Origin of the sequence: Tepidibacter sp., from assembly GCF_025210165.1 — a bacterium.
Lineage (GTDB): Bacteria > Bacillota > Clostridia > Peptostreptococcales > Peptostreptococcaceae > Tepidibacter_A.
On sequence record NZ_JAOASI010000082.1, the window covers coordinates 35,761 to 53,054 of the forward strand.

A 17,294-nucleotide genomic window follows, 5' to 3' on the forward strand; every position below is an offset into this window, starting at 1 on the left:
GGAGGACTTACATATGGAAAGCTTAGCTGGATTAAAAAGAACACACTATTGTGGAGACTTAAGAGAGTCTAACATAGATGAAGAAGTAGTATTAATGGGATGGGTACAAAAGAAAAGAAATCTAGGTGGATTAGTATTTGTAGACTTAAGAGATATAAGAGGTATATGTCAGATAGTATTTGATACTGATGTATCTAAAGAAGCTTTTGAAAAAGCTGAAAAATTAGGATCTGAATACGTTATAGCTATAAAGGGAAAGGTTCTTGAGAGACAATCTAAGAATCCTAATATGCCAACAGGAGATATAGAAATATTTGCAGATCAAATAAAGATTTTAAATAAATCAGAAACTCCTCCTATTTATATAAAGGATGATGATGAGGTTTCTGAAAACTTAAGACTTAAGTATAGATACTTAGATTTAAGAAAATCATCTATGCAAAAGAACTTAATTTTAAGACATAAGGTGGCTAACATAGTTAGAAATTATTTATCTGATAATAACTTCTTAGAAATAGAGACACCATTTTTAAACAAACCAACACCAGAAGGAGCAAGGGATTATTTAGTTCCAAGTAGAGTAAATGAAGGAAAGTTTTACGCATTACCTCAATCTCCTCAATTATTTAAGCAGCTTTTAATGGTATCTGGTATGGACAGATACTTCCAAATAGTAAAGTGCTTTAGAGATGAAGATTTAAGAGCTGATAGACAGCCAGAATTTACTCAAATAGACTGTGAAATGTCATTCGTTGAGATAGATGATGTAATAGATATAATGGAAAAAATGCTTCAAAAAATATTCAAGGAAATATCAAATGTTGATATTACTCTTCCATTCCCTAGAATGTCTTATAAGGAAGCTATGGAAAGATACGGATGTGATAAGCCAGATGTAAGATTTGGATTTGAGCTTAAAAATATATCTGATATAGTTAAGGATAGCGGATTTAAAGTATTTAGTTCTACTGTAGAAAATGGTGGAAGTGTTAGAGGTATAAATGTTAAGGGGTCTGCTGATAAGTTCACTAGAAAGAATATAACTTCTCTTGAAGATTATGTTAAGAACTATGGAGCTAAGGGACTTGCTTGGATGAAGGTGACAAATGAAGGAGTTACATCTCCAATAGCTAAGTTCTTTGACGAGGAAAAAATGAACTCTATATTAGAAACTATGGAAGCTTCTGAAGGAGACTTACTATTATTCGTAGCAGATAAGGATAAGGTTGTATTTGATTCTCTTGGAAACTTAAGAAATGAAGTAGCTAAGAGACTTGAAATACTTGATAAGAATGAATTTAAGCTTTTATGGGTAACTGAATTCCCATTATTTGAGCATGATGAAGAAGAAGATAGATATGTTGCTATGCACCATCCATTTACATCTCCAATGGATGAAGATTTAGCTAATTTAGATAATGATAAGTTAAATGTAAGAGCTAAGGCTTATGATATAGTATTAAATGGATTTGAAATAGGTGGAGGAAGTATAAGAATATCTAATGAAGATATACAGAAGAAGATGTTTGGAGCATTAGGATTTAGTGATGAAGAAGCTTATGATAAGTTTGGATTCTTACTTGATGCATTCAAATATGGAACGCCACCACATGGAGGAATAGCATTTGGTCTTGATAGACTTGTAATGCTACTTGCTGGAGAAGATAATATAAGACAGGTTATAGCATTCCCTAAAACTCAGAATGCATCTTGTCCTATGACTAATGCACCAGCTGTTGCAGAGGATAAGCAATTAGAAGAGCTTAATATAAAAGTTGAGTTAGAAGAAAAATAGATTAAATAAAAAAGTATGTCAATAAATCAAAAATGATGCTCATTAAAATAACGCTGATTACTCAAGCTTTTCATAAAACTAAAGATTGCATCTTATTAAATATCCTAAAAGTTCTAAACTCCCTACGGTCAGACAACGAACTTTCTTAACGGATATTTAAACGATACAATCTAAGTTTTATAGGAAAAGCTTAAGCAAAATCAGCTAACATTTAAATGAGCATCATTTTTAGGTATGGGTATTCATAGATTAATGGAGGCAGATTTGTATGAGTGTAAAAAAAGCATTAAATAAGTATTTTAAAGAATTATTGGATTATTGGAATAGAAAATATGGAACTTTACCTAAAACATCCTGGGATGAAGATGTTAATCCGTTGTTATTTCAAGCTGAACCAGACGAAGAAGAGTATATTTATTGGAAACCTAAACTAAAGGATAGACATGAAGATTTTGATAAAATTGAAAAAATGATAGGGATAACAATCAACAGTACAGTTAAAGAATATTTTGACTTATATTGGTTTTTAGAAATTGAAGGTTTTTATAATTCAAAACGAATTAATTTAGAACCAAATGAACCAGATAAGGATATTGTGAGATATTTTCAGAGTATGAAACAATATGAAGAAAATATAGGCAATTTGTTTAGATATATTCAAATTGGTGTTATATCTCCAGAAGATATGAGTATTGCTGTTGATAATGAAACTGGAAAAATAGTTATACAGGATTATGAAACAGGGAATGTTGAAGTAATGGCAGAGTCATTAGAAGAATTAATTGAGGGGCTAAGATTGATAAAATGAGAAGGGCAAGATGAACGCTATAGGAGACATTTATACAATTACAGCGATAGTTATTCGTTGTTTCAGGATAGAAAAATAAATATTGCATAAAATACTCGAATAATCTATATTTCACTACCAAAGATATCCAAAATACTCATTGGTAGCTTTTTTATTTATATGTAAAATTAACCATGAATTACTTGCAGCTCACTCTACTTTTATTAATCTAGTAGACTCAAACAACACAGTACTAAATACTTACCAATATGATGTATTTGGTAATGCTAATATCAGTGAAGAAACTATAAATAATAGATTCATGTACAGAGGAGAGCAATTTGATAAAATTGATAATACAATTATACAGTTAATACCGACAAAGTTGCATAAGAGTGTTCCACATATTGGTTCAGCATCAGATTTAAGAGGAGGTTTTTAATATATGAAAAATAATAAAATTAATCAAATTCATAAGGCCTTAGATAATCTTAATGTGAAAAAAACTAAAGAATCATTAAGTGAAAAACGTAGAGTAGAAATTAATAATATTGAGAGTAAATATAATGTTTATATCCATGATGAATATAAAGAAATTCTTTTAAATTATGAGGAATTATTTTTTGACAATGAAGTTAGATATACTCCGATAGAAAATTCACCTTGTACATTTGAAGATGGAACACAATCATTTGATGGATTCTTTGGGTTGAACGGTAAGGAAAATTTAGATGAACAAATAAAATGTTATTGGGAGCGTATGCCAAAAAGTTTAGTGCCTATAGGTGAATGCCCTGGTGGAAATCTAATATGCATAGGAATTGATAGAGGTCATTTAGATAAAATATATTTTTGGAATCATGAAAATGAATTAGAAGCTAAAATAATGGCTGGTTATGTTACCTGCAAAAATGAAATAGATAGTTACTGGGACAATTTATATCTTGTAGCTGAAACATTATTAGATTTTATTAATAGTTTACAAGTTTTTGAAGGTAATGAGAGAGTAAGTGTTGATGATATAGAAATGTGGTTAGATGATGATTTGCTAAATGACTAAATTATAGTTAAGAAAGTTCGTTGTTTGACCGGTAGGGAGTTTAGAACTTTTAGTATATTGAATAAGATGCAATACTTAGTTTTATTAAAAATATTTAATGAATAAGTGGTATTTTAATACCCTTAATTTTGGATTAAGCACAGTTTTATGCAAAAAGATAACAGAAAAATTCTTTTGGATTTTTTAAAAAATCTATCAAAAAAATCGTTAGAAGGCTTTTGGTATTTTCAAAAACAAATATTATGAAAATAATTGCTTTATAAACTTATATATATTATAATTTTAAGAAATAATAAAAATAATCTGGAATGTTAGGAGATGATAAAATATGAAACCGTTCATACCTTTAGAATTACCTTTTAAAGAAGAAATTAATCCATTACTTTTTATAAATGAATTAGTAGATGCAAATACTAATGTAGGCAAATATCAAATATTAATTAAAAATTCTAAAATAAACTCTGATTTTTTAATTAATCCATTACTACTTCAAGAAGCAGTACAGTCTACAAAAATTGAAGGAACACAAGCAACACTTGATCAAGTTTTGGAATCAGAAATGGAGGATAAAAAGCCAAATGATGATATCCAGGAAGTTTTAAATTACTATGATGCACTAAAATATGGAGAAAATGCTTTGAATAGAATTCCTATATCAACTAGATTTTTTAAAGAAATGCATACTATTTTATTAAGTAAAGGAGTAAGAGGAGAGAATAGATCACCGGGAGAATATAGAAGTATTCAAAACTTTATAGGTCCAAAAGGTTGTACTATGCAAACTGCATCATTTGTACCTCCAGAACCTCACTTGGTTGATAAATACATGTCTAATCTAGAAAAATATATAAATGAACCCACAGATGATTTACATCCTTTGATTAGGATAGCTATTATTCATGCTCAATTTGAAACGATACATCCTTTTTTAGATGGTAACGGAAGAATAGGTCGTATATTAATTCCTTTATATTTGTATGAACAAAATATAATTGATGCACCGAACTTCTTTATAAGTGAAGCTTTAGAGAAGGATAAACATAAATATTATAGATTGTTGAATGATACTAGACTTAAGAGTAATTGGAATGAATGGATTAAGTTTTTCTTAGAGAGTGTTAACAACCAGGCAAAGAAAAATTTGAAATTAATACAAGATATAAATGATTTATATGAAACAGATCTTGAAACGGTTATAGAATTAGTATCTAGTAACAATATTGTCAAGCTTATAAATGTTATGTATAAGCATCCGATTTTTAATGTGAAATTAATAAGTTCGCTTACAGGAATTCCAGATGTTACATGTAGAAGATATCTTTCTATATTAGAAGAAAATAATATGATTTATTCTGATGATAAAAAGAGAGACAAAAAATATTATTATTATAATTTATTAGATTTATTACGTTAAAAAACAGGTGTTACAAGCATCTGTTTTTATTCTATGGAGAATTATATTCTTAGGGAATGAGTTGGAAATATATATGGTAATGAATCAAAAATGACACTCATTAAAATAACGCTGATTACTCAAGCTTTTTATAAAACTAAAGATTGCATCTTATTAAATATCCTAAAAGTTCTAAACTCCCTACGGTCAGACAACGAACTTTCTTAACGGATATTTAAACGATACAATCTAAGTTTTATAGGAAAAGCTTAAGTAAAATCAGCTAACATTTAAATGAGCATCATTTTTAGCTGTACTTATCCAATGATTTGCCATAGAAAGAAATAAAAATTAAATATAATTAATAGGGATGAGATAAGTAAAATGAATAAGAAGGAAAAAATACTTAGAGACTATAAGAATGCATACATATATGTTATATATGAACTTTTAAAAGGAAGAAAATTAACGACAAAAGAAATTGCTGAAATGACAGAAAGAACTGTAAGAACAGCTCAAAGATTAATTAAAGATTTAAAAGAGAGTGATTTACCGATACTAAAGAAAAAGAAAAAATACTATCTAAATACAGATGATGGATATTTACCAATATATTTTACAAGAGATAAAATAAATATGCTTTATATATCGCTTATATCTTTTAATAACTTTGGAAAAAACAAAGAAATAATAAACGAGTTAATAAATCAAATAGAAGAATTGGTATCTCCATATGATAAAGAAATGTTAGAATGCTTAAAACAAAATATGATTATAAAAAAAAGATATGAAATTATAAGCGAAGATATTTCAGCACCATATGAAATTTTTATTTTGCTAGTACAAGCACTATGCAAAAAAAGAAGAGTTACTATTAAGTTTATAAGTGAATATAGAACTATAGATGTGTACGGTTTTTGTTTAGCTAAGGAAGCTTACTATATAAATGGATACTGTCATAAAAGTAAAGATATACGTCAGTTTAGGTTGGATAGAATATTAGGGTGTTCTTTAGAAAGTGAAACATATATTATTCCGGAAAAATATAATTTAAAAGGATATTATAAAAATACTTGGGAAGTAGAAAATTCAAAAGAATTATATAGTTTTAAAATAGAGTTTTCTAAAGACGCTATCAAAAGTGTTAGGGAAAGAAAATGGTGCGAAAATCAAGAAGTACTCTATACAAATCAGAATACGATAATATTTAGTGGAAGCACTACCTCGGAAATAGAACTTATTAAATGGATATTAAGTTATGGAGGAAATGCAAAAGTTATAGAACCGCACTGCTTAAAGGAAAAAATAATAAAAGAGCATACAAAAGCAATAGAACAATATGGTTTATATGAATAGAAAACGACACTATATGTGTCGTTTTTTGCGTATATGACAATTTATTGTTGAATTGTAAAAAATTTATAGATATAATTGAATCACAATAAGAAGTTAGAAAGTAGGTGGTATTATTAGTGTGAAAAATTTTCTGCGATTAAAATTAGAAACATTAAAAGAAACCAGTATTACAAATGAATACTATGAAAAAATAGCTAAAGATAAGTTACAGCATTACAAAAATATAGTTCAGTATGGTATGAAAGAAGGGCAGACATTATATAGTCATGTTATTAATATGATAGGTGTTTTAGATGCAGTAAAAGATATTTTAGATTTAAATGAAAATGAATTAAAAACACTAATGGTTGCTGTAACAATACATGACATTAATAAACTACCAGAATACAAGGACAAGTCATATTTAAGTATAACCTCACAAAAAAACAAAAGAGGGGAGTATGTAAATCTATTAAATGAATGTAAAAAATTAAGTGTAAAAGAATTTTTTAAAGATTACAAAGAATATATAGAAGATATTAGACAGATTATTAATCGACATTCAGCTCATCTGTGTTCCTCGTCAGAAGGATTATTCTGCAAGGATTATAATCTAGAAGAAGATAGAATTGAACTTTTAGTAGAAATTATACGTGCTTTAGACATAATAGATTTATCAAAAAGTATTGATGAAAAAGAAAAGAAGAGACAGTTTTTAGGATACATAAATTCTGCTACAAGTAGGAAAGGAAAGCAATATAAAATAGTAACTCATAATATTAATGAGGACAGAGGCGTACTTACAAATATTTGTCATAATGCAGTTGTTCAGTATTTAAAAGAACTTAAATATATTCCAATTGTTTATTATAAAGAAGGTACAATGTATTTAGTAGAAGAACACTGTAAAGCTTTTTCAGAGGAACAAATGGGTGAGTTAATCAATAAATGTGCGGAGTCTGTAAAAGGTATGATATATAATGACTTTAAAAAGTATATAAAAAGAGTTCAATCTGGAATTGTTGTAGATTCAAAGTGTTTAGAAATAACAACAATTCATAAAATAGTATATGAACTTAAAATTAGAAGTGATAAAGGGAAGTTAGTAGATGCAGAGAAAATTAATTTAAAAATAGAAAATCATATTGAAGAATCTAGGAAAAGTTTTGATAAACAAGTTACTGAAAGATTAAAATTAGAAATAAAAGAAATAAAAAAGAATATGGAAGAAACAAACGATAAGAAGTTAACAAGAGTTCTTAAAAAATCCTTGAAGGAAAAAGAAGAGGAACTTAAAGATAACATTGTAACTAAATTTATAATAGAAAATGAAAATAACTATTATGTAAAACATAATGAAGATATTTTAAGATTTTCAGAATTTATAAGATCTATTTATAATTTTATTAAAGTGCATATAATCAATAATCCAGCTAAAGCTTGGGAAGCAGTTTATGATTTTTTCGCTATAGATGAAGATTTAAGATTGTATCTAAATATTTTTGGAGGATTATATATAAGACCTTTTGTATTTGGACAAATGATATATGATAAATATAAAGATAGTGAAGAAGAACTTATAGAAGATATTATAGAATATTTAGAAGAAAATATCGGTGATAAAGTTAATAAAGAAGATAAAATGTGGTTAGACTTAAAAGATTATTTAAAGAAAAATATAATTTTATCGAATAATAAGTTTATAGAAAGAACAAATAAAGACTTATTGAAAATATATGCTCAAAAAAGAGGAAATCAGTGTTGCTTATGTAGTAGTGGATATGAAGCAAATAGTTGGATGGCTGTTGATGTGCCTTATAAGTTAAAGGTTCAGAATTTTTCGAATAAAATAAATGCAGGAATTAGAGAACCGAAGAGAAATATATGCTCTATTTGTAATATAGAATATTTATTACATAAGATTAATTATACTTCAAGTGTAGAGGTTAGTAGGAAATATTTAAGTTTACTTCCAAGGGGTTTTAACACAAGAGCTTATATAAAAACATTTAGAGAAAAGTTCCAAGAATTTAGTCATAAAGATATAACTGCATTATATTTTAATGAGTACGAAACGTTTGCAGATGCTAGTACAGAAAATATAAATTCCATTGAACCTTTATTTAAGAGTGTAAAAGTAAATGGTATGGCAGTTCCTAAATATGCAGAGAGCTTAACTAACTATTTTATATTACCAATTCATTTACATAGAGATAATAATGATATAGAAAATTGGGTTTCTTCATTATTGTATGCATTGGTATTTAACAGATATTTTGACTCTAAAGTAGTTATAAGCCAATTTCCTATTCCTATATTAAATGGCGATGAAATTAAAGAGATTTATATAGAAGAAATGCCAATAGTGTATAAAAGTCTTTTTGATAAGGAATGGAATCAAGAACAATGTGAGAATACAATAAAGCTTTTTATAAACTTATTTTCTTTAGCAAGAGCATTAGGTGAAAAAAGTGATATTGTTTATGAATTATTAAAAGGATTGGCTAGAGGAAAAATGAATTTTATTTATGCATTATATAAAAAGTTAAAAGTTGAAGATAAGAAGGTAAATTTAAGAATAAGAAGTTCTTCACAATTTACAGAGGAAATTTTATCTTATATTACAGAAGGGAAGGATGAAATGTCGTATATTAAAGAGTTAGCAGTTTTTGCAAATGAAAATTATATAAAAGGTGGCTCGACATCTGGATTCTTAAAGGATAATGCTATAAATAAACCACTTAATATAATTGCTGATATATTATGCAGATGGGATAAATCTATATATTGTAAAGAGGATATTATAGAGTTATGCAAAAGAGAAGTGGAAAAATATTTTGAAAGAACTGATGAATATTTTGGAAAAAAGAGAATAGATGCTATAGACAAATACGTAGATATGTTCATGGAGAATATCTTCAAGAACATTTTAAAAGAAGATATTTACAATTTAGAAAATGAAAAAAAGAATTTATTATCAACATACAGCTACTATTTCAGAGCAGAAATAAATAAAGAAAATAACAAGGGGAGTGAAAAATAATTATGAAAAGAGAAGCGATATTAAAAGAATATAAAGACAAATTTATGGAAAAGTACACGCATTTTCCAAAAGGGAAATATATAACAGTAGCAATTTTAAGACAAGCAGAATCTGAATGTATTTTTAGAACAGAGGGGTCAGGAGAAGGATTAAATAAAGAAAGAGTAAATTTAGGAATTGAAAATAAAAACAAGGAGTTTAGAGCTACTATAAGCAAAAGAAAACAAACAGCTGTAGAAAGAAGAACAGGAAGAGAATATTTAAGGTCTAAAAACTTATTATTTGAAACAAGTAAAAGCGAAATATGTGCATTAAATAAAAACACACCTTGTGGAAAATGCTTAGACTGTATGGTAAATGGATATGCAGTAGGGGAAGGAGGAGCACAAAGATCAAGAATAGTTTATGATAATGCTTATTCAATATTACCATTTAATATAGTAACAGGAAGAAAAACCTTTAATGCATTGTATGATAATGGAACTATGAGAGATGAAAATGGAAAACCATCTTCATCACTTGGAGAAGATGAGTATGTTAAGCCAGGTACGGTATTTGTTGATATGGTTACTTTTAAGGATGTTACCTTTACAGAATTTGTATATGGATTATCGAATATATTAAGAAGTAAAAGATATGGAGCTATAAGTAGTAGAATAGGAAAAATAAAAAATACTATTTTAACTGTATGTTTTTCAGATTGTGAACTATTCTCTAATTTAGAATTGACTCAAAGTATTTATGATAAATTACAGTCAGAAGAAAATATAGAGTTTCCTCTAGATATAGATAATGTAGTAGATAGCGCTAAATTAGCTTTTGAAAATTTAAAAAAAGAAGTATATGGGGATGTTGCAGAAGTAACATCAGATGAGTTAAAAGGTCTATTACAATATATTAAAAATATTTTTATGGAAGATAAAGCAAGTGAATTATTTAAAGAACAGTCTACACAATATGGAGAATAATTATGGAGATTTATAAGTACACATTAGAATTTAAAGAGGAAGTATATTTCTCTAGTCAGGAGATAGATATATTTTTTTCAACGAAGCCTATAATAGGAAATTATGCACTTGCTTATGCTATGAATTGGTGTAATTCTAAATATAATCAAAATTATGTAAGTTATGAAGATGATTTCAAAATGGTAAATCATAAAGGATTATATATAATTCCTGCTATTATTAAGAATCCTAAATATAATATATTCACATTTAATGGATTATCGCATAGTTATTATCACAAGATGCAAAGAGCTCAATCAAATTATCCTCAGATGGGTAAAATAAAAGCTTTGTCTACTGGTAATATAGCTGAAGGATTTATTTTTGCTAAAGGTGAATTCAGAAAACTTTCATATATTAGATTAGGCAAATTCATGGGAAAAGTAAAAGTTATCTATGAAAAGTGTGATTATAAAGTTATTGAAGAAGAAAAGGAATGTTATGGATTAGTAAATTCTTTAGATTTACATGATGATTTTGAAATTAAAAATTTTGATTTAATAAACGTTCATCCTGTATCATTATTTAAAAACTTAAAAGGAAGAGGAAAAATGTATGAGATAAAGACCAAAGAAGGAACGGTATTTTACCCATGTAATATTGTTTTTGGAGGAAGTTTATGAAGCATTTTAAAATAAAAGGGGAGCATTTGAAAAAAGCTCCCCAGAGTTTTCTTTTATATCATCAATACAGAACATTAGAGGAACTAAAAAATAATTCGGTTATATTTAACACATATCCAACAGGTGCAGGCAAAACTAGAGCATCATTACAATATATTAAGGAAAATAAAAGATCAGATGTATTATTTATTGCACCAACAAATGAACTTTTAAATCAGCATTCACAGGATATAGAAGAATTTATAAATGATAATGATTTAAATCATATAGTAGTAAAAATAGATGCAGCAGTTATAGAAAAATTAAGAAATCACAGAAGAAAAGGATCTACACTATACGAACTTTTAAGAAACCCATTAGATTTCAAAGAAATACTTAATATAAAAGAAAAATATATAGAAGAAAAAAGACCATGTGTTGTCGTAGTTAATCCTGATATATTTTATTATTGCTTATATTCTTTGTATGGGAATTTGGATAAATGGAATTTGATGGAGAAAATCATAAAGAAATTTAATTATATTGTAATAGATGAATTTCATTATTATGATTCAAAACAGCTAATGAACTTTCTATTTTTTATAATTTTATCAAAGAAGTTAGGATATTTTGAAGGAAGAAGAAAAATATGTATTCTTACAGCAACACCAGATAAGCTTATTGAACAATATCTAAAAAGAGGGAAAATAGATTATAAAATTGTTTCACCAGAAAATGAGATTATTGAAAGTGAAAATTATGAAGAAATTAAAACTTTATCAGAGTTAGACTTGTATATAACCAACAAATCTATTGATGAAATTGTTATTGAGGAGTATAAGCATAATTCTTTTGAAAAAGATAGTGTAGTAATTAGTCAATCAATATACAGAGTTAATAAAATTAAAGAGCAACTAATAAAAAATGGTATAAAGAAGGAATATATAGGAGTTATTACAGGGGCTATAAGGTCAAAGGAAAGAAAAAGATCTGTTGAAAAAGCACTAATTTTAGCAACACCTACTGTTGATATTGGATATAATTTCAAAAAGGAGGGAAAGGAAAAGCAAAATATAGAAATCGTAATAACAGAGGCAAACACAAGTGACCAAGCATTACAAAGAATAGGTAGAGCAGGAAGAATACTAGGGAAGAAGATTCAAAGTGAAAAAAGTAAGGTAATACTTTGTGTAAATGATACTATATATGAAAATTTTAAAGAAAGTGATATAGAGCTTACTAGAAATGAATTAAAGGAATTAATAAAAAATACTATGCCTGAAAGAAATATAATGAAAAAATATATAGAAAACAATGGAATATTAGAAATGTGTTTTCCCTTAAGTGAAATTTACACAAAAATGCACTATAAGGAAAGAATTATAATAGAAAATATGTTTAATGAAATGGTAGAAGTTTTTGCACCAAAGAAAAATCATAACTTTAAAAGTAAATTAAAAATTATAAATGATTATAAAAAGAAATGCTTATTTTTATCAGAGTACAATAAATCCTTAAACAAGGATAAGAAAATAACAGAGCTAGATGATAAAACTTTTGTAGAATTTATAAAAGAGTGTTATGTAGAGAAGGGAATAGAAGAAATATTAGAAGAAGATGACTTACAAGAGTTTACAGAAAAAGAAAAGAATATGCTAAAAGTAGATTTACAAAATGAAAGTATAAATTATTTAAACAGCGAAGTGAGCAAAATTAAAGCTCTAATAAACTTTAGAGGGATGGATATAAGTAAAGGAGCATTAGTTTTTGACAAATATTATAAATTCTCTCAAGAAACTCAAATATTTGTATACGATATATTTCATTTAATGAGATATTATAAATTAGAATGGTATAACAGTAAAAAAAGTTGGGAAAAAGCTTGTAATATAAGACTAAGTGAAGATGAGATTCAAATACATTCTTTAAAAAATATAGATACTTATGTGATTGTTCAAGAAATAAGGGAAACACCGATACAAATCACTTGGGAATATTTCTATGATGGAATAGTGGAAGGCTTTGAACAAAAATTTGTTAATAAGGTTGAGGGAATAAATAATCTAATTTTAGTTGCATATGAGAAAACGAAAATAGGAATGGAGAGAGTGATGCTTCCAGAGGATATAACAAATGCTTTTAAAAAAGAATATACACCGATTTTTATAATCTCTCAAAATCCTAGAGAAGAATATAGAATTAGAAAAATAATAAAAAATCAACCGATATTTCTTCAAAAGTTAAAGGTGAATTTTGAAGAAAGTATAAAAGAATATTATATGATAACTGGAACGAATAGTATTATGGTTGACAGTGAAATGATTAAAGTTAAGAATAAAGCATTTAAAGAAGAATTTTTTATCTGCTAGAAGGAGGATTAAATGTTAAGTTATTGGACAATACATTTTAGAAACAGTGGAAGAATACAAAACTCTATGGATACAGGGCGAATATGGCATGGTATATTCTTTGATATATTGAAAAAATACAATGAAGAAATGTCCAATGAACATCATAATAAACCTAGCAAACAATCTTTTTCTATATCACCTATATTAAATGAAAATGGAAAAATGGGAAGATTCTTTCAAAAAGGTTCTTATTTAAAGGTGAATATATCTTTGTATGATAAGGATATACATAAAGGATTAATGGACTTTATAAGAAAAAATAAAATAATGAAGTTTGGAAATATAGACTTATTAATTGAAGAAGTAAGCTGTAAATTAATAGATGAAAAACTATTACAAGAACAGAGTATTAAAAGAGGTCGCATTAAATTTATAACTCCTACAGCTTTTAGAATAAATCCTGTAAATTATATATTACCTGATCCAAGAAGAGTTTTCAAAAACCTTAGTAGAAGTTATAGCCAAATATTTGATATTGAAATAAATCATGATAAAATTCTAGAAGAAATAGAGAGGAATATTATAGTTGAGGGGTTAAGGATTAATACAGAGATTGCAGAATATAAAAAATTTCAAATAACAGGCTTTGTAGGTGAAGTAACATATAGGATTAATCATAGAAAAGAAGAAACTCAAAAATATTTAGAAAAGTTACTTGCATTAGCAGGATATATAGGAATTGGATATAAAACAGGTATGGGGATGGGACAATGTATAGTATTGAGGAAGTAGATAAAGATTCTTTCTTTGTAGAGGCTAGTGCGGTTAATACTTATTTGTATTGTCCAAGAAGGTGTTATTACGAATATGTACAAAATGAGTTTGAAAGTAATATTCATACTATATTAGGAGATCAGGTACATGAGAATGTTGATGAGCTAGGAGTGGAAGACCGTAGAGGAAAAACCATTTATAAAGCTGTTAAATTATTCTCACAAAAATATGGAGTAGTTGTTAAGGTTGATACTGTAGAAGAATATGATGGAGAAATATATCCAGTAGAATATAAAAAAGGAAAAAGTAAAGTATGGAAAAATGATAAATATCAAATGGCACTTCAAGTTATGTTATTAGAGGAAAAAATTAATAAACCTATTAATAAAGGATATATTTATTATGTAGGGTCTAAAGAAAGAGTTGAGATTAAAATAACATCTAAGATAAGAGAAGAAATATTACATACAATAGAAAATATAAAAAAATTATATTCCACAATGAAAATTCCTCAAGGAGTAGATAATCAAAAGTGTAAACAATGTAGTATCATAAATATTTGTTTACCAGATGAAAGGAAAATTTTAAGTAATAAGTTTATTATTAAGTAAGGAGGTGGAACATTGAGTACACTTTATGTAACAGAGCAGTATACTACCTTAAGAAAGGAAGAGGAGCGTATTAAATTATATAGAGGTAAAGAATTGATAGCTGATATACCGATATTTAAAGTTAAGCAGGTTGTCATTTTTGGAGAGGTTACAGTTACAGCATCAACTATAAGACTACTTGCAGAAAATAAGATAAGCTTATGCTATTTAAGCCAATGGGGTAAATTCATATCTCGAATGGAAGGCGATGTAGAAAAAAATATAATAGTACGATTGAAACAATATGAAAATCATGTAGATATAGATGGTGTGAGTGCAAAGTTTTCCAAGGCTTTTATATCAGGGAAAATAAAAAATAGTAGAACTGTGCTGATGAAAAGTAATAGAAGTAAAAATAAAAGTGAAAAATTTCAAGAAGCTATAAAAGAGTTAGATAGATTGGAGCGAAAATTAGCCCAAGAAAGAAATGTAGACTCTATAAGAGGAATAGAAGGAAAAGCGGCAGCGGTATATTTTTCTGTTTTTTCAGAAATGATAAAGGGTGAGTTTACATTTGAAAATAGAAATAAGCGACCACCTAAAGATCCTATTAATGCTATGCTAAGCTTTGGCTATGTACTTTTAGGAAATGAAATGGCATCAGCTTTATCTTCTATAGGTTTAGATCCGTATATAGGGTTTCTTCATAGAATGAGGTATGGAAGACGTTCTTTAGCTTTAGATTTAATGGAAGAGTTTAGAGCATTATTTGTAGATAGATTGGTTTTAAGTATTGTAAATAACAAGATACTTAAAGAATCGGATTTTGAAAATGTTTTAGGTGAGGTTAAGATGAGTAAAAAAGCTATTAAAAAGTTTCTTAAGGCTTACGAAGCAAAGAAATATGATGAGATTTATCATCCTATATTTAAATACAAAACAAACTATCAGCAATGTTTTCATTTACAAGCTAGGATTTTAAGTAAATCCTTAATGGAGGAAGTTGATTATATTCCATTTTTAATTAGATAAATAGGGAGAAGATGTGGTATGATATATTTAATAAGCTATGATATTGTAAATGATAAGAAAAGAACTAAATTATTTAAGTTGTTAAAGAATTATGGTGTTAGACATCAATATAGTGTTTTTGAATGTGAACTAGATGAGAAAAAATATGTTGAACTCATATATAAGATTAGAAAGATAAAAGTTGAAACAGGGGATAGTATAATGGTATATCCTATATGTGCTACTTGTGAAAGTAAGATAGTAAGATGTGGTTCTTATGAACCTATTGAGGTTAGAAATATGATTTTTTAAATATCGCAAGGTTTTGTGTTTGGAAAATCTAAGTAAGATTGCGATGCTTTGATTTTCAAGAATATTAAGGGATATAAGGAATGCAATATCAAAAAAATATGGTTAAAACATAGCTTGGCGAAATATATAGTTTGAGGCTAGTAATTTAAAAGGATAAAGCGCATGCGGCATTAAAGATATATAAGCTCCATTGGAGATTGAAACACAAGTTTTATATATCGAAATCTTCTTTAGAATCGGGCATTAAAGATATATAAGCTCCATTGGAGATTGAAACAACTGTAGATATGAGGGGTCATTATATACCTCACTTGCATTAAAGATATATAAGCTCCATTGGAGATTGAAACTTTACCTGCTAAAGATTTTATATCTGAAATGGTACAGCATTAAAGATATATAAGCTCCATTGGAGATTGAAACTCAGCATCTTTTATCATATTGACTTCATCATATTTACGCATTAAAGATATATAAGCTCCATTGGAGATTGAAACCGGTTAATAAGAATTCTAAAAATGTACCTTACCTGGCATTAAAGATATATAAGCTCCATTGGAGATTGAAACGGAAAATTTAAAATCATATTTAGAATGGCTCATAAGCATTAAAGATATATAAGCTCCATTGGAGATTGAAACAATGAAAATGGATTTAGAAAAAAAGCATGGGTAGGCATTAAAGATATATAAGCTCCATTGGAGATTGAAACTTGCTCAATGGTATTACAAACTTTGGAGCAACCCCGCATTAAAGATATATAAGCTCCATTGGAGATTGAAACTTGATTTGTCCTAAAGCATTTGTAAGTGGACTAAAGCATTAAAGATATATAAGCTCCATTGGAGATTGAAACATGAGTATATAATAATTAGTCATATACTGTTCATCGCATTAAAGATATATAAGCTCCATTGGAGATTGAAACAATTTTATTTTAAGTGTTACAAATCCATTAGACGGCATTAAAGATATATAAGCTCCATTGGAGATTGAAACAGGAATGCACCACCAACACCAAGTGCAATAGGTGCGCATTAAAGATATATAAGCTCCATTGGAGATTGAAACTTAGCATTGATAGGTTTTATTCTTTTAATTTTATTCGCATTAAAGATATATAAGCTCCATTGGAGATTGAAACATGCTTTTATCAGGTATTATATACAACAAAGCTACTGAGGCATTAAAGATATATAAGCTCCATTGGAGATTGAAACACAGAAAGCGAAGC

14 protein-coding genes and 1 CRISPR repeat array are annotated in these 17,294 nt (G+C 27.5%); all 14 genes read left to right on the forward strand.

Annotation, left to right across the window (positions count from 1 at the left end):
• The first annotated feature begins 13 nt into the window (after window positions 1-13).
• The 14 genes from aspS to cas2 all read left to right on the forward strand — a co-directional run bounded on the left by aspS (window position 14) and on the right by cas2 (window position 16,060).
• A complete protein-coding gene (aspS, locus tag N4A48_RS14260; RefSeq protein WP_293667044.1) occupies window positions 14-1,795 on the forward strand; it encodes an aspartate--tRNA ligase in 1,782 nt (593 codons plus the stop codon).
• A 268-nt stretch (window positions 1,796-2,063) separates the two neighbouring features.
• Window positions 2,064-2,603, forward strand: a complete 540-nt coding sequence (locus N4A48_RS14265; protein ID WP_293667046.1) for a SecY-interacting protein Syd — start codon at window positions 2,064-2,066, stop codon at window positions 2,601-2,603.
• A 139-nt stretch (window positions 2,604-2,742) separates the two neighbouring features.
• Window positions 2,743-3,024: a hypothetical protein gene (locus N4A48_RS14270; RefSeq protein WP_293667048.1), complete on the forward strand. Its 282-nt coding sequence runs from the start codon at window positions 2,743-2,745 to the stop codon at window positions 3,022-3,024.
• 3 nt (window positions 3,025-3,027) lie between these two features.
• Window positions 3,028-3,642, forward strand: coding sequence for an SMI1/KNR4 family protein (locus N4A48_RS14275; RefSeq protein WP_293667049.1), 615 nt, complete (start codon window positions 3,028-3,030; stop codon window positions 3,640-3,642).
• A 328-nt stretch (window positions 3,643-3,970) separates the two neighbouring features.
• The gene (locus N4A48_RS14280) at window positions 3,971-5,056 is read left to right on the forward strand and encodes a Fic family protein (protein WP_293667051.1); all 1,086 of its coding nucleotides are present in this window, start codon (window positions 3,971-3,973) and stop codon (window positions 5,054-5,056) included.
• 363 nt (window positions 5,057-5,419) lie between these two features.
• Window positions 5,420-6,391 carry a helix-turn-helix transcriptional regulator gene (locus N4A48_RS14285; protein WP_293667053.1) on the forward strand — a complete coding sequence of 324 codons (972 nt, stop codon included), beginning with the start codon at window positions 5,420-5,422 and terminating at the stop codon, window positions 6,389-6,391.
• Between the two features lie 118 nt (window positions 6,392-6,509).
• Entirely contained in the window at window positions 6,510-9,413 is a 2,904-nt protein-coding gene (gene cas10d, locus N4A48_RS14290) for a type I-D CRISPR-associated protein Cas10d/Csc3 (protein ID WP_293667055.1), read from the forward strand.
• 2 nt (window positions 9,414-9,415) lie between these two features.
• Window positions 9,416-10,381: a type I-D CRISPR-associated protein Cas7/Csc2 gene (gene cas7d, locus N4A48_RS14295; RefSeq protein WP_293667057.1), complete on the forward strand. Its 966-nt coding sequence runs from the start codon at window positions 9,416-9,418 to the stop codon at window positions 10,379-10,381.
• Window positions 10,382-10,383: 2 nt separating this feature from the next.
• Window positions 10,384-11,043, forward strand: coding sequence for a type I-D CRISPR-associated protein Cas5/Csc1 (gene cas5d, locus N4A48_RS14300; protein WP_293667059.1), 660 nt, complete (start codon window positions 10,384-10,386; stop codon window positions 11,041-11,043).
• The gene (cas3, locus tag N4A48_RS14305; RefSeq protein WP_293667061.1) at window positions 11,040-13,391 is read left to right on the forward strand and encodes a type I-D CRISPR-associated helicase Cas3'; all 2,352 of its coding nucleotides are present in this window, start codon (window positions 11,040-11,042) and stop codon (window positions 13,389-13,391) included. Before cas5d ends, cas3 begins: the two co-directional genes overlap by 4 nt.
• 12 nt (window positions 13,392-13,403) lie before the next feature.
• Entirely contained in the window at window positions 13,404-14,165 is a 762-nt protein-coding gene (cas6, locus tag N4A48_RS14310; protein WP_293667063.1) for a CRISPR-associated endoribonuclease Cas6, read from the forward strand.
• Window positions 14,144-14,758 carry a CRISPR-associated protein Cas4 gene (gene cas4 / locus N4A48_RS14315; protein ID WP_293667064.1) on the forward strand — a complete coding sequence of 205 codons (615 nt, stop codon included), beginning with the start codon at window positions 14,144-14,146 and terminating at the stop codon, window positions 14,756-14,758. Before cas6 ends, cas4 begins: the two co-directional genes overlap by 22 nt.
• 12 nt (window positions 14,759-14,770) lie before the next feature.
• The gene (gene cas1 / locus N4A48_RS14320) at window positions 14,771-15,769 is read left to right on the forward strand and encodes a CRISPR-associated endonuclease Cas1 (RefSeq protein ID WP_293667066.1); all 999 of its coding nucleotides are present in this window, start codon (window positions 14,771-14,773) and stop codon (window positions 15,767-15,769) included.
• 18 nt (window positions 15,770-15,787) lie between these two features.
• Window positions 15,788-16,060, forward strand: a complete 273-nt coding sequence (gene cas2 / locus N4A48_RS14325; RefSeq protein ID WP_293667068.1) for a CRISPR-associated endonuclease Cas2 — start codon at window positions 15,788-15,790, stop codon at window positions 16,058-16,060.
• A 167-nt stretch (window positions 16,061-16,227) separates the two neighbouring features.
• Window positions 16,228-17,280: direct repeats of the CRISPR family, unit length 37 nt; unit sequence GCATTAAAGATATATAAGCTCCATTGGAGATTGAAAC.
• The last annotated feature ends 14 nt before the right edge of the window (window positions 17,281-17,294 follow it).

What these genes read in the sequence shown, in the direction of transcription:
- N4A48_RS14280 (WP_293667051.1), top strand. Translation starts at nt 3,971, where the DNA reads ATGAAACCGTTCATACCTTTAGAATTACCTTTTAAAGAAGAAATTAAT.
- N4A48_RS14265 (WP_293667046.1), top strand. Translation starts at nt 2,064, where the DNA reads ATGAGTGTAAAAAAAGCATTAAATAAGTATTTTAAAGAATTATTGGAT.
- cas5d (WP_293667059.1), top strand. Translation starts at nt 10,384, where the DNA reads ATGGAGATTTATAAGTACACATTAGAATTTAAAGAGGAAGTATATTTC.
- cas3 (WP_293667061.1), top strand. Translation starts at nt 11,040, where the DNA reads ATGAAGCATTTTAAAATAAAAGGGGAGCATTTGAAAAAAGCTCCCCAG.
- aspS (WP_293667044.1), top strand. Translation starts at nt 14, where the DNA reads ATGGAAAGCTTAGCTGGATTAAAAAGAACACACTATTGTGGAGACTTA.
- N4A48_RS14285 (WP_293667053.1), top strand. Translation starts at nt 5,420, where the DNA reads ATGAATAAGAAGGAAAAAATACTTAGAGACTATAAGAATGCATACATA.
- cas7d (WP_293667057.1), top strand. Translation starts at nt 9,416, where the DNA reads ATGAAAAGAGAAGCGATATTAAAAGAATATAAAGACAAATTTATGGAA.
- cas2 (WP_293667068.1), top strand. Translation starts at nt 15,788, where the DNA reads ATGATATATTTAATAAGCTATGATATTGTAAATGATAAGAAAAGAACT.
- N4A48_RS14275 (WP_293667049.1), top strand. Translation starts at nt 3,028, where the DNA reads ATGAAAAATAATAAAATTAATCAAATTCATAAGGCCTTAGATAATCTT.
- cas4 (WP_293667064.1), top strand. Translation starts at nt 14,144, where the DNA reads ATGTATAGTATTGAGGAAGTAGATAAAGATTCTTTCTTTGTAGAGGCT.
- cas6 (WP_293667063.1), top strand. Translation starts at nt 13,404, where the DNA reads ATGTTAAGTTATTGGACAATACATTTTAGAAACAGTGGAAGAATACAA.